The following is a 20211-nucleotide window of genomic DNA, read 5'->3' as shown; positions in this document are numbered from 1 at the left end:
TGATGAATGTAACCTCTATGGGCGACCTAGCGCGCGGATTGACCCTGAAATCGCGGGCGACTGATATCAAAAATCAGATCGAAACCCTGTCTTATGAGATGTCTTCAGGCAAAGTGCAGGATGTCTCCGGCCATCTGGACGGGGATTATTCCTATCTTCTGGATATGGATCGCAACCTGTCACGCCTGGATGCCTTTCAGGTGGCCACAGCCGAAGCTGGCCTGTTCACTGACGGCATGCAGCTAAGCCTTACAACGGTCAACGACGCGGTGGGGCGCCTGACGTCATCCTTACTGGCATATGGGACCTCCAATCAGGCGGTCACGCATGAGCATGCCTCTGTCCAGGCCAGAAATGAGCTGGATACGGTCATGTCGGCATTGAACACCCGTGCGGGTGGCCGAAGCCTGTTTTCCGGCGTGGATACCGATGTGTCGCCTCTGGCATCTGCGGATACCTTGTTGACAGCGTTAGAGGCTGAGTTGACGGGGCTGACAACACTCACGGACATCACACAAGCTGCGGAAGACTGGTTCAATGATCCTGCGGGTTTCGATGCGGTTATCTATCAGGGCTCAGATACGGCGCTGGCACCGATGAGCATTTCGGAGAATGAAAGTGTCTCTATTCCGATCACTGCGACCGATCCGACGCTCAAAGCCGCGTTGCGGGACATCGCCGTCGCCGCCCTGGTTTCGGTCGATGGTCTGGGACTGCCGAATGATCTGCGGACGTCCTTATTCACCCAACTCGGGAGCGAGCTTGCCAACACGCAGGACGGCACAGTGAACCTGCGGGCGGATGTTGGTTCGGCGGAGGCCCGGATTGAACAAGCCGCCACGCGCAACGCGGCGGCGCGTACCAGCCTCGAATACAGCCGAAACTCTCTGATCGCCGCGGACCCGTATCAAACCGCAGTGCAACTGCAGACTGTCCAATTTCAATTGGAAAGCCTGTATTCTGTCACCGTTCGCAACGCGAACCTATCGTTGGTTAATTTCCTGAGATGAGATTACTTGCCATTCTCTTGATCCTGCTTCCAAGCCTGTCTTTTGCCGGGGCTATCCGGCTGAAGGACCTTGTCGATTTCGACGGGGTGCGCAGCAATGACCTTGTTGGCTATGGCCTTGTGGTCGGATTGAATGGTACCGGCGACGGGCTCAGGAATTCTCCGTTCACCGAAGAGATCATGTCCAATATTCTGGAACGGCTTGGTGTGAACGTGAATGGTGAGGATTTTCGCCCCAAAAACGTGGCCGCCGTGCTTGTGACAGCCAGCCTGCCCCCCTTTTCGCGGGTTGGTGGACAGATCGACGTCACCGTTTCGGCAATCGGCGATTCCAAAAGCTTGCTGGGCGGGACGCTTATCATGACACCGCTGAATGCGGCAGATGGTCAGATCTATGCGGTGGCGCAGGGGACGGTCCTTGCCGGTGGCGCCGTTGCCGAAGGCGATGCGGCTTCGGTCACTCAAGGGGTTCCGACATCCGGCGTGATCCCCTCCGGGGCACGGGTCGAACGTGAAATCGACTTTGAGCTTTCCGATCTGACCCAAATGCGCCTGGCTCTGCGTGAACCGGATTTCACAACCGCCGGTCGGATCGAGCAGGCAATCAATACCGAATTCAACCGGGCCGTAGCGATCATGCGCGATTCCGGGACGGTCGAACTGAATATTGCAGCGACACAGGCGATCTCGACCGCGCATGCGCTTGGGCGCATTGAGAACATCCTGGTAGAGCCAGAAACAAAGGCGCGAGTAGTAGTCGATCAGCGTTCGGGCACGATTGTCATGGGTCAGGAAGTGCGGATCTCACGTGTGGCAGTCTCACAGGGCAATCTGACACTGACGGTCGAAGAGGCCCCAATCGCAGTTCAGCCGAACCCGTTCGCCCGAGGCGAAACCGTCGTGGTTCCGCGCACAGTGGCCGGCATCGAAGAAGAGGAAGGCACCGGTTTAGCAGAAATTCCCGAGGCCACAACCTTGTCCGAAGTCGTCGCCGGGCTTAACGCGTTAGGTGTCTCACCCCGCGACATGATCGACATCCTGAAAACGATCAAAGCCGCCGGAGCGTTACACGCCGAGTTCATCGTTCGATGACGGGCTATCCCGGCGGTAGGCGCACAGCCCCAAGACCCGCCGGGAATTCACGTCACTTTGATTTCCAACTGTCCAACCATTTGCGGAATCGGTTGCGATGCTCGCCGATGGCGTCGCCGGTTGCATACAACCCATCCTCGACACTCTCGATCATCGGATCGATCCGCGCCTGACGGAACCTGCGCCAGCGCACCCAGATTGCCCAGACAATCGCAAAGAAGACCGTCAGGAAGACGATGTTGAACCAAGGGATCAGACGCGCATCCGGACCATCGACATGTTTGATAAAGACAGCGTTGGGAAAGATCGACATGAACTCATTCCGCCAGCCATAATGCGTCACGGCAACCCAGTCCGGGTCGTTTTTGTCCGAGATCGCGTCATTGGCTTCGGTATACAAATTGGCAGTGTCGAATTTGAAATAGGGCGGCCAACCCCAGCTGGTATCTTCGTTGCGATACACAATCGGTTTGCCATTGGCACGTACGGCCTGAATGAACTGTACATCCCGGTTCGACAGACTGGCCGACTGATCATCGGGCTCGGACCAGAAGATCCGGGTCCAGTCGTTCAGGTCCTGCCGTTCTTCATAGGTGTTGACGATCCGAACCACATCCCGTTGCGGCAGAGAATACTGAAGGACTACGGCGACCGTTCCCCAGAAAATCAGAATGAATGCCCATTTCAAATAGGCCATGCTTTACCTCTCACATGTAGTTCACAATGTAGATCAGCGACCCGATCGCTACCCAAGGCACAACATAGACACCCAGGATCAATTTGCGCCGGAACGAATTGTCATAGACGTGCAGCCCCCGTGCGACAAAGGCTGCCTTGTCTCCGGTTTTGCCCTTTTCGTCCCACCAATGCTCTAGCCTGCGGCGACGCACACTGCGTGAATACAGCGACAGGGCAAAATAGGCCACGGTCTGGATGACTAGCAGGATCAGAAACAGGCGCATCGCTCCGAACATTTCAATCCTTTCCTAACGCGCCCCAGGGACCAACGCGGGCGATAACAGTTTCGCTGATCCTGTCTCGACCGCTCATATCCGGCTCATGTCCGAACAGGGCAGCGCGGGCACCCGCCTTGTCCACCTGATACTCACGCGCGAGGAAATCAGCAACATAGGCCTTCTTGGCCTCGGACCAGGATTTGTAGGTGCTATAGAACAGCTCTTTGTGGCAGATGAACATCTGGCGCGGGTCCAGTGGGGCCAATTCGGCCAGCAGCATGTTCACCAGATCACGGTTCGGCGTATCGGCGGCCCGCAGCGTATAGAAATACGCCGAATGATCCGAGGTGATCCGGGGCCACCGCCCGCCATCCGTCGCCCAACGCAATAGCTGCGCCAGCCCATGATAGGCCTCTGGCAACCGATCCGCGTGGGTGCGCGCCAGCCGACGCATATCACTGCGGTTCAGGCCAGTCAGATCGACCCCGGCATCAGCGGCCGCGTCGACGGTCAGGAAGTCCATCTTTTGCTGCAGGATCGCAGCAGCATCCACGCCGCGCGCCTTGACGATGGGTTCGACCAGGTCGTTATAGTCCAGAAACTTGGCGATCTGGTTCCGCTGCGACGGGTCAAACGTGTATTTGATGTTCAGATCGTCGGGCTTTTCGCCCATACAGATCGCCGCCGGGTGATCCATGTCTGGAAACAGATACAGACCACCGAAATGCGCGGTCCAGAAATTACGCTGTTCAAAGGCAGTGTGGCGCAGGTGGACCGGGTTGCGGGTGACATCGCCGGTTTCCTTGGCCGTTTCGATCATCTTTGCGATCAACACATCATCGAACCAGGCGTCCTCTTCGGTTTTGAACTGCTCGACCATGCCTGCCAGTTGCTGAGCCTTGCGTAGGGTGCCGCCAGCAGTATCGGCCTCAATCTCGATCTTCTGGATGTTGAAAAGATCGCGCGGGGTGCTGAGCTTGATGACCGAGTTCACCAGTTCTCCGGCCACCGCATCGGTGGCGGTCAGAGCGAACAGCTGCGCTTCGTTCATTTCGATGAATTCGCGCAGGATATCGCGCGAGGTCGAGAATTTGACGTTCAGCAGAGGCGCGCGTTTCTGCTCGGTCGTCAGCAAGATGAACTGCCGGTTGACCCCATTGGGGTTGAGGTAGAGCTCATCCTCCAGCTCAATCCCCACCTCTGGCGAGTAGCCCGAGATATCGACATGGAAATCCCTCAGCGCCGTGGTCTTGCCCGCCAGATGCTGCAGCGCGCGGTTATACCGCTCGACCAGAGCCGGGCTGGAGATATGGACGAGATTGCCAAACATCAGACCTTTTTCGATGAGGCGGATCATTTCTCAAACAACCCAAAGAACCAAGGTGCGTATTTTGTCGCCAAAACACCGACAAACAACATAATTACACCTACAATAATTTTGTCTTTGTTTCGCTGCCAGAAAGTATCACTCCGGGAGTGATAGACCGGACTGACAAACTCAAGAATTACCAATAACAAAAACGCAACATACAGAGCAGTCTCAAAGTTTGCGCCCAAGGATACGGGCTGTGTTTCCGCGTCGGTCCCAGCAAAAAAATCATTGATCCAAAAGCCCAACATTGCACCAATCCAAACGAAGCGGGGCACAATAGTGAAAGGCCACAAAACCGGTGTTCTAAATGACTTAAGTTCGGCTTCGATTTTTTGGCGAAGCAGTTCTAAACCTTCATTTTTTTCACTACCGAAGTTTCGCAGTCTAATTGTAGTGCAGTAACCAAGTTTAGCGACCAAACTTGGTTGCATAATGCCTTCAGGGCTAATCTCAATTTTTGTGTTGCCTCTAAGTAAGGGCAAGTTGTCTTTCATGTCTTTAACATCATCAAATCTGTACCTAGAGGTTTCCGCGCTGATTTTTGTCTCTGGCGATTCATACTTCTCTAGAAGATGGATTAACTCGGAACCGGAAATCCTCACGTGCCCAAGGGGCTTTCCGATAGGCCACTGAGGCTTTTCTAATTCTTTAACCAAAGTTTTGACCTCCAATGGACAGTAGAGTGTTTTTCGCTACACGTAACAGCTTTGGTTGGTTGCTGCCGCGACCTGAAATCACCCTTTCCCCTCCAAATACCGCCGCTTGGCCTCTTCCATCCGGCCCATCTCGCGGACGGCGTTGTCGATGGCGACCTCGTCGCTCTTGTCGGCATAGCGGAATTCGCTGTCGGCGTAGCGGTTGATCTCTTGGATCACCATTTCCACCGTGATCGGTTGGCGCAGGTCCTCGATCATCGCTTTCTTGGCGTCGTAGTCGCGGAACAGGAACAGGTCGGGGTTTTCCATCCATTCGTCGGGCAGTTCGAAATCCATCGCGCGGACCTTCACCGCATCGGTGATGTTCTTGATCGCGCGACCGGTGAAGCGCTCATCCGCGGCCTGGATCGCCTTGAGGTATGTGCCCAGTTTGGCGATCGTGTCCAACTGGCCGATATCGCCGGAAACCCGGTCATAGACCTGCAAGAGAGCCTCTTCATGCGGGCGGGAATGGCTTTCGAAACTGGCGGCAACGGCTTTCTTGATCTCCTGTGCGGCATAGGCTTCGTGCTCGCCCAGCGGGATGTCGTGGTTGCGGCCCATCAGCAGGTGCAGGATGTCGATGTAATCCTCGCGTGTTTGCGGCCCGTCCACCAAAAACCGAGCACCCGCCCTCTGGCGCAGGGCGTCGTCCACATTCTCGGGGTAGTTCGAGAACATGCCAAAGGTGCAGTTGCCGCGCACGACGGTGTTGGCGCCCGCAAAGCTTTCCATCAGCACGGCGGTGATTTCCAACTGCCCGGCTGACGACTGACGGTCGCCGCGTTTGCCCGCCAGCTGGTCGATATCGTCGATGGTGCCGAAGCCGATGACAGAGGGGTCGATGATCGAATTGATAAACGCTTTGGCGTTCTGGCCGGATTTGCCCTGATAGCTGTCGATATTGTCGGTGCTCAGGTTCTGATAGCGGAACGGATAACCCGCGTTGTGGCAATAGTCGTTGATCAGCCCGGCCATCATCTGGATCAGGGTGGTCTTTCCGGTGCCCGGTTTGCCGTCGCCCATGAAGGTAAAGATGAACCCGCCAAGCTCGGCAAACGGGTTCAGGCGGCGGTCGAAGTCATAGGCCATCACCATCTTGGCCAGCTTCATCGCCTGATACTTGGCGATGTGGTTGCCGACTACCTCGTTCGGTTTCTTGAACGTCATGGTGAGGGTGGTGGACTTCGCCTTGGAAGCTGGTTCGAACCCCCGGATCGTCAGATCATCAGCCTCGATGTGCCATGCGGCGTTCTGGAACGGGGCCAGATGGCCTGCTGACTGCGCGCGCAGCGCGGCCTTGTCCATCAGCTGCTCGGCATAGGCGCTGGTTGCCGCGATCAGGTGGGCATCATCGGGCGCGTGTTTGGCGAGGGTCTGGTCCAGCTCCCACAGCGCGCCGTGCAGGGCGAGCTGGCCATTGTCGGTCAGAACCTCTTCGATTTCTCCAATATCAACGGTGGTTTCACCCAGATGCGACGACATCAGATAGGCCAGTGCATTGCCGAATGTGTGAGAGGTGATCAGCGCCTCGGCCGTTAGCAGTTCCGAGAATTCGGTCTTGCGCGCGGCGGGCAGATCGCCCGCAAGGTTTGCGCGTTTGAGATCAGCCAGCGGGGTCTGTTCGGCATAGGCTTCAGACACCGCCAGAGCGATGGCGATGGCGCGACGAATGGCCTGCTGCGTGGTGGCCTGCGGGGGTGAAACCAGCGTATCGCCGTCATCTGACGCCTCGATCCGTTCCACCAGATGCACCCCGTCAGCCCGCACAGTCCGCCGTGTCACCAAACCTGGCGTGGTGGACCGAAACCGCCGACCCGTGGAGACGCCCGGCGACCTCTCAACCGCGGCCTCAACCGCTTTGGCAATCCGCGGCGCGTGCTCGAACCCGTTCAGCAAGGCGGTGGCCGCGGTGTAGTGCTTGCGAATATCGTCTTCGCGCAATTCCATCTGGTCTGACGTCAAACTCATCTCAAAATCGCCTTTACTGTCTTCAATATCTCAACACCTGCCCGGTCTTGCTGACGACGAACTTGCGCACGTCACCAAAGCCCGGCGGGTTGCGCTCGGCCAGTACCTGGAACGGGCGTTGTGGCAGAATGATCGAGCGCTCGGTTTGCGTCGCCCCGGTCTCGGCTCCTTGCCCGCCGAATGGGTCCAGCGCAAAGACCTCGCGGTCTACGGTCCCGAACCAGCCCGAGCGTTCTTGAATCACATCCTCGCTTCGCAGCGCTTCAGTGGTCCAGGCCAAGGCCCAATCCTGACCCGCAGGGGATTTCGCATCCTCCAGCACCTGCCGCAGCGGGCCGGATTGCTCGGTAAAGGCCGAGGAGTACATCGGCCCCACATGAATGCGGCGCAGGTGTTTGGGATGCAGGTCGTCGAAATCCTGATCAAAGCCTTTGGCGATGGTCACCAGTTTCAGCCCACCCAAGGATTGCGCCATCAGATGCGCCTGCACTTCGGGCCAGCGGCGTTGATCTTTGGGCAGGGCCGTGCGCCCCGAATCCTCCAACTCCATCAGGTAGATGACCGGCAGGTTTATTTGGCTGTCATAGACGGCCCAGTGGATCAGGAACCTGCGCCGCTCGCCCTCATTGCCAATCCAGTGACATTCGGGATCGTTGCGGGCCCAGAACAGCTCACCCTTCAGCAATTCCTCGTAATAGAGCCTTTGGGACAGCGCGAATTGCAGCTTGGTCGGGATCTCCCGGTCGCTGATGATGGTGCGCACCATGTCGGTTTTCAGCTCATCCTCGGACGGCATATTCGCCAGATGCACCTGCGCCTGCTGCGCGTCATTGGCCATGGTCAGCAGCTCGGCCGCCACCGGAAAGCCGCTGTCGCGCTTGTCCATGGCGAGGCTGCCAAAGAACCGCCCCGTATCGCGCCCGACCAGCAGGTATTTCATGGACAGCGCACGGAAGGTGTAGAGCAGCCCCGAGAGATAGCTCGACACGATCCGCACCTCTTGTTTTGAGATCGCGCCCTCCGCCTCCATCGTCGCGGCCACGCGCAGAAGGTGGACGGTGATTACCTCGAATTTGCGAAAGTAACGACGCGAGGCGAAGGTATCGGTCAGGCCGACATGGTCTTGGGTGAGGTTAAGGTCACTCATTCACGTTTGCCTGCGATTGACGCTTCTGTTTTCTTAATAGAACGAGAGCCCACATTACAGCCACGACGCCCGCCAGCATACTGGGAGTGCCCAGCAAAAACGCCAAATGGTAGGATACACGAGCTATGAACATTCCAAAGCTGCCCTGTGCAAACAAAAGCCCGGACAAAAACGCCGCCAGAATAGGCCAAAAAATCATCGCTATACCGAACCAGAGTATTCTGAAGCCGACGACCTTGGGTCTTTGTTGAATTTGTTCAGTCAACGGTTCCGTTCCACAAACGATGAGCCGAATGAGAAAGGCTGGCGACCACAAGAACGACGGCCACCCATCCAAACGGTCCGCCTAGAACGGCGTACATCACTGAGAACACAAGCCAGAAACTGCCGAGAACGATCCACCAAAACCAGTTCTCTGGAGCCACCAGAAATGTAAAAAACTCCAGCAGTTCCAAGATCAACCCCCATACAAATTCTTATCATGCTTCTCGACAATCGACGCAAACCGGCGGGCAAAGCGTTCATCTGCCTTGGCCTTTTTCTCCAGCACGTCGCGGGCAAAGACCATGTGGTCCTCATGCGCCTCGAGCATGTCGGCCATTTTCTGGTTGGTCGCGGTGCCGATCGAGGCCATGGCGGTTTGCGCCTCTTGGTCGGTCTGCACGCCGATCTCGTTGATGCGGTGGGCCACATCCTGCTGCTGCGCGGTTTTCAGCGATTTGGTCAGGGCGTCATACAGCACCACACGCTGTTGCGTGTCTGTCTGCAGCTTGTTGATCAGCACCATCTGCGTCGCCGCCTGGTTCTGCAGGGAGTCAACCCAAGTCTTGCCCTTTTCGATATAGCGCTCAAGCGTTTGCGACTTGGCCAGCTTGACCTGCTCTTCCTGAACCTTGGCGTTGTATTGCTTGTTCAGCTCGGCCAGTTCGGTTTCCAGTTGGGTCCGCGCGGCGGCGTCCTGTTCGACGCTGATCTTGTTCTCCAGCGTGATGATCGTCGGGTCCATGCCCTGAATCTCAGCCCGCAGCGCTTCCAATTCGGCCACGGTGGCCTCACGGTCGTCCAGCGTGCCGGTCAGGTTGTTTTCAACTTTCACGCGCTGCTCTTCCAGCACCGACAGCTGTCCTTCCAGCAGTTTCACGATCACGTCGGATTTGGCGATCAGGTCCTGCAGCTTGTCGTCGATACTGGCTGTGCGCATCCGCTCCTGCCGCATCGATTCAGATTTACCCTTCGAGAAGATGCCAACAAACGTCTCCCACCCGGATTTTGAGCGCATCTCGTCAAAATCCTTAGAGAACGCGCTGGTGACGTCATCCAGACCCATGATCAGCTCGGCGATATTGGCGTTCATGACTTCGGTATGGGCGTGCACATCTTCCAAAGTGGCGTTTTCGATATCGATATCCGCCTCGGCCGTACCGATCTTGGCCCGCGCAGCCTCAATCCGCGAGGTCAGCCCTTGGATCTGCGACTGGCTTTCGCGCACTTTCGTCTGTGTTTCTTCAATCAACGCTTCGAATTGCTGGTTCGACATCTCTGCTGTCCCCTGTTTTCTTTATTTACCCAATAAGATAGGGAATGTTATGTTCATTTACATCCCCTTGAGCCCTCAAATCACCGAGACTTTTACAATTTCGTATCGAAAAAGATAGGCCACGCAGGCGAGATATCTGCGCTCCGCAACGATGAATTTGATCAAATCTGGATTGATCCTGCCCGCCGAGTGGACATAGACAAATGCGACGCCACCTGTTTGGGTGCGCGCAAACCCTTTTCTGCCGGAGTCCGACCCATGCTGGATACTACAACCGACCTGAAATCCATTTTGAAAAACCCCGATCTGCTGGTGACCAAGGCCTATATCGGCGGCCAGTGGGTCGATGGTGACAATGGGACGTTTTCCGTCACCAACCCTGCGCGGGGCGATGTGATCGCCGAGGTCGCCGACCTGAGCCGCGCGCAGGTTGCAGGTGCCATCGCACAGGCCGAGGCCGCGCAAAAGGAATGGGCCAAGCTGACAGGCAAGGAACGTGCGGTGATCCTGCGCCGCTGGTACGATCTGATGATGGAAAACGCCGAGGATCTGGGCAAGATCCTGACCGCCGAACAGGGCAAGCCGCTGGCCGAAGCCGTGGGTGAGATCGGCTATGGTGCCTCGTTCATCGAGTTTTTCGGCGAAGAGGCCAAGCGCGTTTATGGCGAGACTATTCCAGGTCATCAGCGCGACAAACGCATCATGGTGCTGAAGCAGCCCATCGGCGTTGCGGCCTCGATCACGCCCTGGAACTTCCCCAACGCGATGATCACGCGAAAGGCCGGACCGGCGCTTGCAGCCGGATGCGCCTTTGTCGCCCGGCCTGCCGCCGAGACACCCTTGTCGGCGCTGGTTCTGGGCGCATTGGCCCAGCAGGCAGGCATCCCCGCCGGTGTGTTCAACGTGGTGCCCTCGTCGCGCGCCAGCGAAATCGGCAAGGAATTCTGCGAAAACCCCGGCGTGCGCAAGCTGACCTTTACCGGCTCAACCGAAGTCGGGCGCATCCTGCTGCGGCAGGCGGCGGAACAGGTGATGAAATGCTCGATGGAACTGGGCGGCAATGCGCCGTTCATCGTGTTTGACGATGCCGATCTGGATGCCGCCGTCGAAGGCGCGATGATGTGCAAGTTCCGCAATAACGGCCAGACCTGTGTCTGTGCCAACCGCATCTATGTGCAGGCCGGTGTCTATGACGCGTTTGCTGCCAAGTTGAAGGCTGCGGTCGAGGCTCTGAACGTCGGCGACGGCCTGAACGAAGGCATCACCACCGGACCGCTGATCAATGATGACGCCGTTGCAAAGGTGCAGGAACACATCAAGGATGTAACCGACAAAGGCGGCCAAATCCTGACCGGTGGCCTGCCGCACGATCTGGGCGGCACCTTCTTTGAGCCGACCATTGTCACCGGTGTGACGCAGGACATGCTGGTGGCGCAGGACGAAACCTTTGGCCCGCTGGCACCGCTGTTCAAGTTCGAGGATGAAGACGACGTGATCGCCATGGCCAATGACACGATCTTTGGTCTGGCCTCGTATTTCTATGCCAAGGATCTCAGCCGCGTTTACAAAGTGGCCGAAGCGCTGGAATACGGGATCGTTGGTGTGAACACCGGCATCATCTCAACCGAGTTGGGCCCGTTTGGCGGCGTCAAACAATCCGGCTTGGGCCGCGAAGGCAGCCATCATGGCATGGAAGACTATCTGGAGATGAAATACATCTGCCTGTCGGTCTGATCCGCCCAAACCTTCGCTGTACAGATGGCCGTAAAGGCAACGCCCCGCGTCTGGAGGAACGCGGGGCGCATGGTGCGGTAATCCAGAGAGGAACGATTACCGCGGCGTGGTGACTGACTGCCTCAGTTTACGGCTTTGGCGTCAACCACATCCTTTTCGATGGCCTTGCTGGACGAAATCTCGATCCGGCGGGCTTTCAGGGCTTCGGGCACCTCGCGCTTGAGATCGATATTCAGCATGCCGTTCTCATGGCTGGCACCGGTAACACGAACGTGGTCGGCAAGGGCAAAACGGCGCTCGAACGCGCGGGTGGCGATGCCGCGGTGCAGATAGCTGCGATCTTTGTCTTCCGCAGTTTTCTTACCGGCGACGACCAACGAATTCTCTTTCACTTCGACCGAAAGATCGGCCTCGGAAAAACCGGCAACAGCAACCGAGATACGATAGGTGTCGACATCGGTTTTTTCGATGTTGTAGGGCGGATAGCTGGGTTGAGCCACATCATTGGTCAGAACGCGATCCATCATGTCAGCGATCTGGTCAAAACCTACAGTGGCGCGGTGCAGCGGTGCAAAGTCAAATGTACGCATATGTCGTATCCTCATGTTTGAGCGATGAACGTAATGCCCTCCGATCGGACGGGCGTTCGATTGTCTCAGGCCCCGTTTGCGGCGACCCGATACATTTGACATGGGAAACGTTCTGGCCGAGTTCAACCCCCTCCGGAGCTGATGAATTTCGCACCGGTATCCGACTTGCCTGATCCCACCTGCAATCGCTTTATTGTCGCCTTTGGTTTAGGGGCATCCCGGCGCAGAGTCGCCTTCAGATCGGCCACAATTTCCTGCAATTCCATACCGAATCCCACTTTCTGCCGACCATCCGTACCAACTGCAGAGACTACTGAAAGTATTTGCCAGCGCGGACCGTTTCGCGCCAACAGAGCCGAACCCGAGGACCCAAAGGTAATGTCGCAGTTGAATGTGATCAGGCCCTGATAGCGCTGCAGGATTTTGCAGGACCGTTCCCGCGTAATCGCATTCGATCGGCCCCGACCATACGATGCAAGACTGACCTCATCCCCCGCCACGCGCCCGTTATGCAACGCAAAGGGATCGGCCACGGAATAGGGGATCGGTTGATCCAGCCGCATCAACGCGACATCAACGCGCACGGCATCGGGCGACAGTTGAGCGAAACGTGTGTAATCCGGATGTGCCGCGATCTGCACCACCTTGCGATCTGCCAACGCAGTTCCGTCGCTTAGCCCTGCCCGAAAGGTTACCTGCCCTGGCCCATAGGGTTGACCGGTTCTTTTGTCCAAGGCGCAATGGGCCGCGGTCAGTACCAGATCCTGTGCGATCAACGTACCCGTACAAAACCCCTCGGCGCCGATATCCAGGCGGCCGACGGCCTCCCAGCCATATAGGTCATCGCGGTCGGTGAGTTTGCGTTTTGCACTTTGCGCCTGGGACATCGTTGTCATCATAGCCAGGCATAAAAACAGGCTTGCCCAAAATCGCATCATGGCCGGACGAACCTGGCGCCAATATGACGGCTTGCCGAATCGCCGGTTTCCGAGCCGCTGAACCCTCGCCCGGCGGACAGTTCACTCCGCAGCAAAGGCAACGAAACCTCGACCGCGGTACCTATGGCCACAGGCTCGCCATTGAATTCCGCCTTGGCCGCCACGACCGAGACGATCCGTGGTCTTTCGCCCTCGAACGCAAATACCGGGGCGCCGGAGGATCCAAACTCGACATCACAGGACAGGACAAGAACCTCGGAAACGCCGGTCACGACCGAACAGACCTCTTGCAATGATGGCGCCTCGGCGCGGTCCTTCGCATAGGACACAACCCCAACTTCCTGTCCGCGAACGGGGCGATCGCCAGTATCAAATGGAATGACCGAGGTACTGCGGATTGGCTGCCATAGCTCGATCAGCGCTATATCGCTACCGATCCGGTTGGTCGGAGTTTCGTCGTCGTAAAAGTAATCGGGGTGAATCACCGCCCTGCGCGCCGCACGATAGGCTGATGCCCGACCCAGACGCCAGGCGGCAAGAAATTCGACCTTAGACAGGTCAATACGTTGGCCTGTGGCCTTATCATAAAGACAATGCGCTGCCGTCAGCACCTGGTTCTGCGCAATCAGCGTCGCGGTGCAGAATGCTTCGCCGTCAATATTCAAGCGCCCGACAGCCATCCAGGCCCGCCCTGCATCGGTGGTGTCCAGACTTTTCAGCCCGCTATCCTGCGCCAGTACGGCCATCGGCATGAGTGCCAGCGCAAAAGCCTTGATCCAGTTTTTCAAGCGGTTCTCCGGCGTTGCTTCCAGCGCATACTCATAGCTGTCGGGTACGGCGAAAATAGGGCCGGTACGTTTCCCGTTCTATCTGATGCAGCCCTGCATCAGGCAGCTAACGCAGGATCGGCACGGCCGTTCCCATCTCATGACCCTGCTGCATCGCACGCGGCAACGGCCCGCCTGTGGACCAATCCAACAGCTCGACCGTATGCAAAATAGGTATCTGCGTGGCCGAACCGATCTGCATCATGCAACCAATATTGCCTGCAGCGATAACATCAGGGTTCTTAGCCTCAAGCGTCCGAACCTTGCGTTGCTTTAACAGACCCGAGATTTTGGGCTGCATCAGGTTATAGGTCCCGGCGCTGCCACAGCACAGATGGCTGTCTGAAGGCTCTAACACGGTGAAACCCGCATTCTTCAACAGGTCTTTGGGATGGTTTTTGATCTTTTGCCCATGCTGCAAAGAACAAGCGGCATGATAGGCGACGGTCATGCCCTTGTGCTGGCCTCCGGGCAGGTCCAGTTGCACCAGCAATTCGCTGATATCCATGGCAATCGCCGAAACCCGCGCGGCATCTGCCGCCAAAGCCTCGTTTCGGAACATGTGCCCGTAATCCTTGACGGTCGTACCACAACCTGAGGTGTTGATGACGATGGCATCCAGCCCCTGGCCATCGATCTCTCTGGTCCAGGCCTGTATATTGGCCGCCGCCGCTTTATGGCTGTCAGCCACCTTGCCCATGTGATGGGTCAGCGCACCACAGCATCCCGCGCCTTTGGCCACAACGACTTCGCAGCCCAGTCGGGTCAGCAGGCGAATCGTGGCGTCGTTGATATCCGTGTTCAGCGCCTTTTGGGCGCAGCCTGTCATCAGTGCCACGCGCTTTTTCGGCGCTCCTTTAGGGGCAAAGCGTTGCGGGTCATCGTTGCGGCTGACCGGAGGGATATGTTTTGGTGCCATCTCCAGCATCGCCCGCAGCCGCGCATCCGGCATCAGAAACCGGAAGGGACGGCCCAGCTTGGCCCCGATCAGGGCCCAGCGAAACCGCATCGGATAGGGCAGAATCTGCGCCAGAACCCAACGCAGAAGGCGATCGGTCAGCGGGCGTTTGTAATTCTGCTCGATATACTCGCGCGCGTGATCGACCAGATGCATATAGTGAACGCCCGACGGACAGGTGGTCATGCAGGCCAGACAGGACAGGCAGCGGTCGATATGTTTGACGGTTTTCTCATCCGGGACACGCTCATTCTCAAGCATGTCCTTGATCAGGTAGATCCGTCCGCGCGGGCTGTCGAGCTCATCCCCCAGCACCTGATAAGTCGGGCAAGTGGCGGTACAAAAGCCGCAATGAACACAGCTGCGCAGGATCTGGTTCGAGCGTTGGATCGCCGGATCCTGCAGCTGTTTTTCGGTGAAATCTGTCTGCATTGCCCTACCCCATCAGCCCCGGGTTAAACAGCCCTCGGGGATCAAATTTCGCCCGAATGCCTTTTATTAGAGCCTGTATAGCTACACTCTCAGGCTGGAACCGGCCCAGCCGCTCGACCGTTTCCGCATCGCCGCGCACAAGGGTTGCATAACCAGAAAAAGTGCCAAGTCGCGCCCGCAAATCGGTCCCCGCAGGAAGGCGCAGCCAGATCAGACCGCCGCCCCAGTCGTAGAACACCTGTTCAGCCTCGGCCCGCGCCGCGATCATCGGGGCGTCACCGGGCGTGACAGACAGACGCCACACGTCGCCAGCCTTGCCCCGGAACGCGTGAACATCGCGGGTCGCCGTCCACAGCGTTGCCGGTTCATCGACATTTGCGATCTGGCCGAACCCAGACAGTTCGGATGTCAGCCTCTCGGTTCTGTAAGCGACGGAGTCCGCAAATCCTTCGACCCTAACAAAGGCTTTTTCGCACTCCGGGACATAAGCTGCGCCAGTTACCTCGAACGGAGATCTAAGCGCTGCGGACAGCGTTTTTATCGCTGCTTCTGCATTAGATACGGTCACTGACAGCGTTGCTGTGTGTTCTGGCTTGGGCAGGACTTTCAACGACACTTCGGTCAGCACGCCCAACGTTCCCCAGGACCCACAGATCAGCTTGACCAGATCATAGCCAGTGACATTCTTCATCACCCGCCCGCCATTTTTGATCACCTGCCCGGTGCCATCGACATATCGCACCCCCAGCAAGAAATCGCGACATGCGCCTGCCTGAATGCGGCGCGGCCCCGAGATGTTGGCGGCAACCACACCGCCGATGGTCGGCTCGCCTTGGGTGCCCAACAGGCTGCGATGGTCCATCGGCTCAAAGGCCAGTTGCTGGCCTTCGGCGTCCAATGCGGCCTCAACCTCGGCCAGCGGTGTCCCGGCCTGCGCAACCAGCGTCAGGGCACCGGGTTCATACAGTGTGATGCCTGTCATCCCGCCGGTTTCAATCACTTGGCCGGGACCCTCAACGCCACGAGTGCCGCCGCCTGTGATACGCACGGCGCCTGTAAGTCCGGCAACCATCTGGGCCAGTTCAGTTTCGGACGTGGGTTTCATCATATATCTCTTTGTTAGAGCCTATTTTTCGGCTATTTGCGGGTTGCGACGCGGTTCGGAGGCGTCCAGCGGGAACACTTTAGCCGGGTTCAGCAACCATCCTGGATCGAACACATCTTTAACCGCCATCTGCGCCTCAAGATCGGCAGGGGCATATTGATGATGCATCAGATCGCGCTTTTCGATTCCCACACCGTGCTCGCCGGTCAGGCAACCGCCCTCATCCACACAAAGTTTCAGGATTTCCGCCCCGAACGCCTCACATTTTTCGAGGTCGCCGGGTTTGTTGGCATCAAACAGGATCAAAGGGTGCATGTTCCCGTCGCCGGCATGGAATACATTTCCAACCGGCAGGCCGAACTCATCGCTCAGCTCACCAATCCGGCGCAATACGGCGGGCAGCGCCGATACCGGGATGGTCCCATCCAGGCACATATAGTCGTTCATCTGCCCCATGGCGCCAAAGGCCGATTTGCGGCCCAACCAGATCCGGGCGCTTTCATCCGCCGACTGGCTCTCGCGCAGTTCGACCGGATTGTGGCGTTTTGCAATCTCGACAATCTTGGCCAGCTGGCTGTCGATCTCGGCCTCCGAGCCTTCGACCTCGACAATCAACAATGCTTCGCATTCCGGATACCCGGCATGCGCAAAGTTTTCGCAGGCCTGAATGCACAGGCGATCCATGAACTCAATCGCGACAGGCAAGATACCGGACTTGATGATGTCCGAAACGCATTGGCCTGCGATTTCATTGTCATCAAACCCCATCAGAACGGGCCGTGCGCCTTCTGGCTTGCGCAGGATGCGCAGGGTCGCCTCGGTGACGACGCCCAGTTGCCCTTCGGACCCGCAGATCACCCCCAGCAGGTCAAGACCCGGCGCGTCCAGATGAGCGCCACCGATTTCGACTACGCTGCCATCCATCATCACCAGGGTCACACCCAGCAGGTTGTTCGTGGTTACCCCGTATTTCAGGCAATGCGCCCCGCCGGAATTCATCGCGATATTGCCCGCAATCGCGCAAGCCAGTTGCGACGACGGATCGGGGGCATAAAAGAAATCCTCTTCCTCGACCGCGCCGGTGACGCTCAGGTTGGTGCGCCCAGTCTGGACCTTGATGAATCGGTTGTCATAATCAACCTCCAGCACGTCGTTCATCCGCGCCACGCCCAGTATGACGCAATCAGCTGTTGGCAGCGCCCCCCCGGCCAGCGACGTACCCGCACCACGCGGTACCACCGGCACGCCTTCGTCATGGCAAATGCGCAAGATATCCGAGACCTGCTGCGTGGTCGAAGGCAAAACCGCCAGCATCGGCGGGCATCTATAGGCGGTCAAAGCATCACATTCATAGGCGCGTGTCTCGGCCGGGTCATGAATGATCGCGTCGTCCGGCAGAACCCCCGACAGGCGCGCCACCACCGCATCTTTGCGACGCAGGACATCAGGGCTTGGCTTTGGCATTTCCATGGCAGGCTCCTTGATTTGGTAAAATAATATTACCAATTTGTCAGTATGGCAAGTTCCGACTTCCGGAAGTACTGTCACGGCCATGACCTGGATTGACCGCGCCGCTCTGTTTGCCCCTTTGGATTTTGCCGCTATAACGCTGATGATGGGGGCCTGGCTGTGCCTTGGGTGGATGATCGAAAACCCGTCGCCAAAGAAGCGGTCAGTGGCCTTGATGATGGATGAGTATCGCCGCGACTGGATGCGCGAGATGGTCACACGCCAGCCAAGGATGTTTGACGCGCAGGTCGTGGCCACGATGCGGCAAGGCAGTACCTTCTTTGCCTCGACCACGATGATTGCCATCGGTGGTGGCCTGGCCCTGCTGGGCAATACCGAGCGTCTGGCCGGTGTCGCCAGTGATCTGGCCATCGGCAGCTTTCCAGCCCTGGTGTGGGAGATCAAGATACTCGCCGTCGTCCTGCTGCTGGCCAATGCCTTTCTGAAATATGTCTGGGCGCATCGTCTGTTCGGCTATTGCGCGGTACTGATGGCCGCGGTCCCGAATGAGCCCGAAAATCCCATCGCCTATCCCCGCGCCACGCAATCGGCCGAGATCTGTGTCACCGCCGCCCGCAGCTTTAACCGCGGGCTGCGCTCTACCTATTTCGCACTGGCCTTGCTTGCATGGTTTCTGGGGCCACTCGCGTTGATCGTCGGCACAGTTATCACTGCAGGCCTGCTTTACCGACGCGAATTCGCCTCGCAATCCCGCGCGATCTTGATGGCGCAGGTTGGCAACACGCAGTCGTGACCCCATGCCATCGCCGTGGCGTTGACGCCCGGCTTTTGGTTCTTACTTTTTGCCAGCAGGTTTTCATGTGGGTCGAAGCGAGCTTTTGGTCAACACGCAACGATTGTCCGATCTGAGTCCTGAGCAGCCGAGTAGCATTATCCTTGCCGACAAGATTTGACAGTTAACTCAAATCTGCCAAGATGCTTCAAATTTTTTAAAGAAAGATAGTTCCATGAAAAAAGTGTTCGTAGGCATAGCAATAACTTTGTTGACTTCGATGTCACCGGCCTTGGCTCAGGATATCGCGGCAGGGTCCAGACTTACGGTAACTTCCGACTGGCACTCAAAGAACGGAGGGCCTTACAGTCCGCAGATCGTATCTTGTAAATCCAACAGTGGTTTGTGCTTGCGAGACACTAATACTTCCCCGGCAAACAATCCGATGACAAAGACCAAGAACGGTCTGCAGGTCGTCTTCAAGGAATTCGGGGTCGTTTATTTGTTCAAGCCCAGTGGAAAGGGTACTTTTCACGACATGAACGGTAAACAAACTGGCAAGTTCAAGTGGTCTCAGTAGCTTGAGAATCGAACGCTCAATTCGTGCTCTAGACACGCTCCGATAACTGTCTGTTTCACCTTGCATAGCTTGCATTAAAAATATGCTTCCAAATATAAGCCTTGCTGCAGTGGGCAATTCCATAGACTTCGGCCGGGAGCTGATTCTATTAGAGCGAAGCTCTATACCGCCAAGAGTTTAGGGTCGAAACATGCGATATGTGATTCTCTGCACCTTTCTGGCCAGCCCCACCCTAGCCGATCCGCCAACGATCGAGCAGGTCAACGCCTCGTCCAGCGGTGGCAGTTGGCGTTTCGACGTGACGATCCGGCATCCGGACACCGGATGGGATCACTATGCCGATGGCTGGCGTGTGCTGGATATGGACGGGAATGAGCTGGGGATGCGTGTGTTGCATCACCCGCATGAGACGGAACAGCCCTTTACCCGCTCGCTGGGCGGGGTGGCAATTCCTGATGGTACATCTCAGGTCCAGATACAGGCCCGTTGCAGCGTGGATGGCTGGGCAGACGAAACCATTGTTGTGCCGCTGAACTGACCTCAGAATACGCCCAACGCCAGCCCTGCGGCCATCGCCTGCCCCAAGTCGCGGCATGTCTGCAGCGCGTCTTGGGGGATGCGCTTTTCGGCTAGGATTGCTTCGGGCGTTTGTGCGTGGGTGCATATGATCAGAGGGGGCTGGACCTCTTTCAGCCGCCAACCGGTTGCGATCCGGGCCGTCTGGCGCGCGGCGTTTTCGCCGTCCGACCCGGCACAGATCATCTGGGCATAGGGGCGACCTTCGATGCGACCAAGAACCGGATAATAACAGCGGTCGTAAAACTCTTTCATCACGCCCGAAATCGCCGCCAGGTTTTCGGGTGCGCAGAAGATATAGCCATCTGCGGCCAGCAGATCTTGGGGTCCGGCCCGCTCTGCGGGCTTCAAAACGGTGTCGGCCTCATCGTGCGCACCTTCGGCAGCAGCTTCGGCCATCTGCCGGGCGCCGCTGGTGCGTGAATGGTAAACGATCAATAGCTGCGCCAT

The 20211-nt window shown here is 57.5% G+C and carries 22 protein-coding genes; 6 read left to right on the top strand and 16 right to left on the bottom strand.

The annotated features are described in order from the left end of the window. The first annotated feature begins 2 nt into the window (after window positions 1-2). Window positions 3-1010, top strand: coding sequence for a flagellin (locus AC2FIM_RS11780; RefSeq protein WP_496732025.1), 1008 nt, complete (start codon window positions 3-5; stop codon window positions 1008-1010). Beyond that, complete coding sequence (locus tag AC2FIM_RS11775; RefSeq protein ID WP_496708192.1) at window positions 1007-2101, top strand: flagellar basal body P-ring protein FlgI; 1095 nt, start codon at window positions 1007-1009, stop codon at window positions 2099-2101. The genes AC2FIM_RS11780 and AC2FIM_RS11775 overlap by 4 nt, the downstream gene beginning before the upstream one ends. A gap of 52 nt (window positions 2102-2153) precedes the next feature. On the opposite strand, the gene AC2FIM_RS11770 is transcribed toward AC2FIM_RS11775, so the two are convergent. The 9 genes from AC2FIM_RS11770 to AC2FIM_RS11730 all read right to left on the bottom strand — a co-directional run bounded on the left by AC2FIM_RS11770 (window position 2154) and on the right by AC2FIM_RS11730 (window position 9779). Continuing rightward, window positions 2154-2798: a DUF1523 family protein gene (locus AC2FIM_RS11770; RefSeq protein WP_142638340.1), complete on the bottom strand. Its 645-nt coding sequence runs from the start codon at window positions 2796-2798 to the stop codon at window positions 2154-2156. Between the two features lie 10 nt (window positions 2799-2808). Further along, a complete protein-coding gene (locus AC2FIM_RS11765) occupies window positions 2809-3075 on the bottom strand; it encodes a hypothetical protein (RefSeq protein ID WP_142638342.1) in 267 nt (88 codons plus the stop codon). A gap of 1 nt (window position 3076) precedes the next feature. Beyond that, window positions 3077-4414 carry a DUF6638 family protein gene (locus AC2FIM_RS11760; protein ID WP_496708193.1) on the bottom strand — a complete coding sequence of 446 codons (1338 nt, stop codon included), beginning with the start codon at window positions 4412-4414 and terminating at the stop codon, window positions 3077-3079. Further along, window positions 4411-5085: a hypothetical protein gene (locus AC2FIM_RS11755; RefSeq protein WP_496708195.1), complete on the bottom strand. Its 675-nt coding sequence runs from the start codon at window positions 5083-5085 to the stop codon at window positions 4411-4413. The genes AC2FIM_RS11760 and AC2FIM_RS11755 overlap by 4 nt, the downstream gene beginning before the upstream one ends. Window positions 5086-5163: 78 nt before the next feature. Further along, complete coding sequence (locus AC2FIM_RS11750) at window positions 5164-7095, bottom strand: AAA family ATPase (RefSeq protein WP_496708196.1); 1932 nt, start codon at window positions 7093-7095, stop codon at window positions 5164-5166. A gap of 22 nt (window positions 7096-7117) precedes the next feature. Continuing rightward, window positions 7118-8242, bottom strand: a complete 1125-nt coding sequence (locus tag AC2FIM_RS11745; RefSeq protein WP_496708197.1) for a hypothetical protein — start codon at window positions 8240-8242, stop codon at window positions 7118-7120. Then, complete coding sequence (locus AC2FIM_RS11740) at window positions 8235-8507, bottom strand: hypothetical protein (RefSeq protein ID WP_282022195.1); 273 nt, start codon at window positions 8505-8507, stop codon at window positions 8235-8237. Before AC2FIM_RS11740 ends, AC2FIM_RS11745 begins: the two co-directional genes overlap by 8 nt. Beyond that, window positions 8500-8697: a hypothetical protein gene (locus tag AC2FIM_RS11735; RefSeq protein WP_281973554.1), complete on the bottom strand. Its 198-nt coding sequence runs from the start codon at window positions 8695-8697 to the stop codon at window positions 8500-8502. Before AC2FIM_RS11735 ends, AC2FIM_RS11740 begins: the two co-directional genes overlap by 8 nt. A gap of 2 nt (window positions 8698-8699) precedes the next feature. Then, window positions 8700-9779: a coiled-coil domain-containing protein gene (locus tag AC2FIM_RS11730; protein WP_271950875.1), complete on the bottom strand. Its 1080-nt coding sequence runs from the start codon at window positions 9777-9779 to the stop codon at window positions 8700-8702. A 258-nt stretch (window positions 9780-10037) separates the two neighbouring features. Here AC2FIM_RS11730 and AC2FIM_RS11725 point away from each other — a divergent pair, with 258 nt between their 5' ends. Then, complete coding sequence (locus AC2FIM_RS11725; protein ID WP_142638358.1) at window positions 10038-11513, top strand: NAD-dependent succinate-semialdehyde dehydrogenase; 1476 nt, start codon at window positions 10038-10040, stop codon at window positions 11511-11513. Window positions 11514-11635: 122 nt separating this feature from the next. Here the strand turns inward: AC2FIM_RS11725 and AC2FIM_RS11720 are convergent, their stop codons facing one another. From AC2FIM_RS11720 to AC2FIM_RS11695, 6 genes are all read right to left on the bottom strand, one after another. Next, window positions 11636-12103, bottom strand: a complete 468-nt coding sequence (locus AC2FIM_RS11720; RefSeq protein WP_142638359.1) for an Hsp20 family protein — start codon at window positions 12101-12103, stop codon at window positions 11636-11638. A gap of 122 nt (window positions 12104-12225) precedes the next feature. Continuing rightward, window positions 12226-12999: a trypsin-like serine peptidase gene (locus tag AC2FIM_RS11715; protein WP_246097254.1), complete on the bottom strand. Its 774-nt coding sequence runs from the start codon at window positions 12997-12999 to the stop codon at window positions 12226-12228. Between the two features lie 38 nt (window positions 13000-13037). Beyond that, window positions 13038-13829, bottom strand: coding sequence for a trypsin-like serine peptidase (locus AC2FIM_RS11710; RefSeq protein ID WP_271950881.1), 792 nt, complete (start codon window positions 13827-13829; stop codon window positions 13038-13040). Between the two features lie 106 nt (window positions 13830-13935). Beyond that, on the bottom strand, window positions 13936-15258 hold the full coding sequence (gene glcF, locus AC2FIM_RS11705; RefSeq protein ID WP_271950884.1) for a glycolate oxidase subunit GlcF: 1323 nt from the start codon (window positions 15256-15258) through the stop codon (window positions 13936-13938). 4 nt (window positions 15259-15262) lie between these two features. Beyond that, window positions 15263-16363 carry an FAD-binding protein gene (locus tag AC2FIM_RS11700; RefSeq protein ID WP_496708199.1) on the bottom strand — a complete coding sequence of 367 codons (1101 nt, stop codon included), beginning with the start codon at window positions 16361-16363 and terminating at the stop codon, window positions 15263-15265. 21 nt (window positions 16364-16384) lie between these two features. Next, entirely contained in the window at window positions 16385-17833 is a 1449-nt protein-coding gene (locus AC2FIM_RS11695; RefSeq protein WP_142638367.1) for an FAD-linked oxidase C-terminal domain-containing protein, read from the bottom strand. Between the two features lie 82 nt (window positions 17834-17915). On the opposite strand from AC2FIM_RS11695, the gene AC2FIM_RS11690 reads away from it, so the two are divergent. The 3 genes from AC2FIM_RS11690 (at window position 17916) to AC2FIM_RS11680 (ending at window position 19723) form a co-directional block, all read left to right on the top strand. Continuing rightward, window positions 17916-18626, top strand: a complete 711-nt coding sequence (locus tag AC2FIM_RS11690) for a DUF599 domain-containing protein (protein WP_142638369.1) — start codon at window positions 17916-17918, stop codon at window positions 18624-18626. A gap of 424 nt (window positions 18627-19050) precedes the next feature. Continuing rightward, the gene (locus AC2FIM_RS11685; protein ID WP_271950893.1) at window positions 19051-19185 is read left to right on the top strand and encodes a hypothetical protein; all 135 of its coding nucleotides are present in this window, start codon (window positions 19051-19053) and stop codon (window positions 19183-19185) included. Between the two features lie 190 nt (window positions 19186-19375). Then, window positions 19376-19723, top strand: a complete 348-nt coding sequence (locus AC2FIM_RS11680; protein ID WP_142638371.1) for a hypothetical protein — start codon at window positions 19376-19378, stop codon at window positions 19721-19723. Between the two features lie 2 nt (window positions 19724-19725). Here the strand turns inward: AC2FIM_RS11680 and AC2FIM_RS11675 are convergent, their stop codons facing one another. Further along, entirely contained in the window at window positions 19726-20211 is a 486-nt protein-coding gene (locus AC2FIM_RS11675; protein ID WP_271950897.1) for a flavodoxin family protein, read from the bottom strand.

The organism is Ruegeria sp. CDSC052 (assembly GCF_059610685.1).
This window is presented reverse-complemented; position numbering and strand designations above follow the sequence as displayed.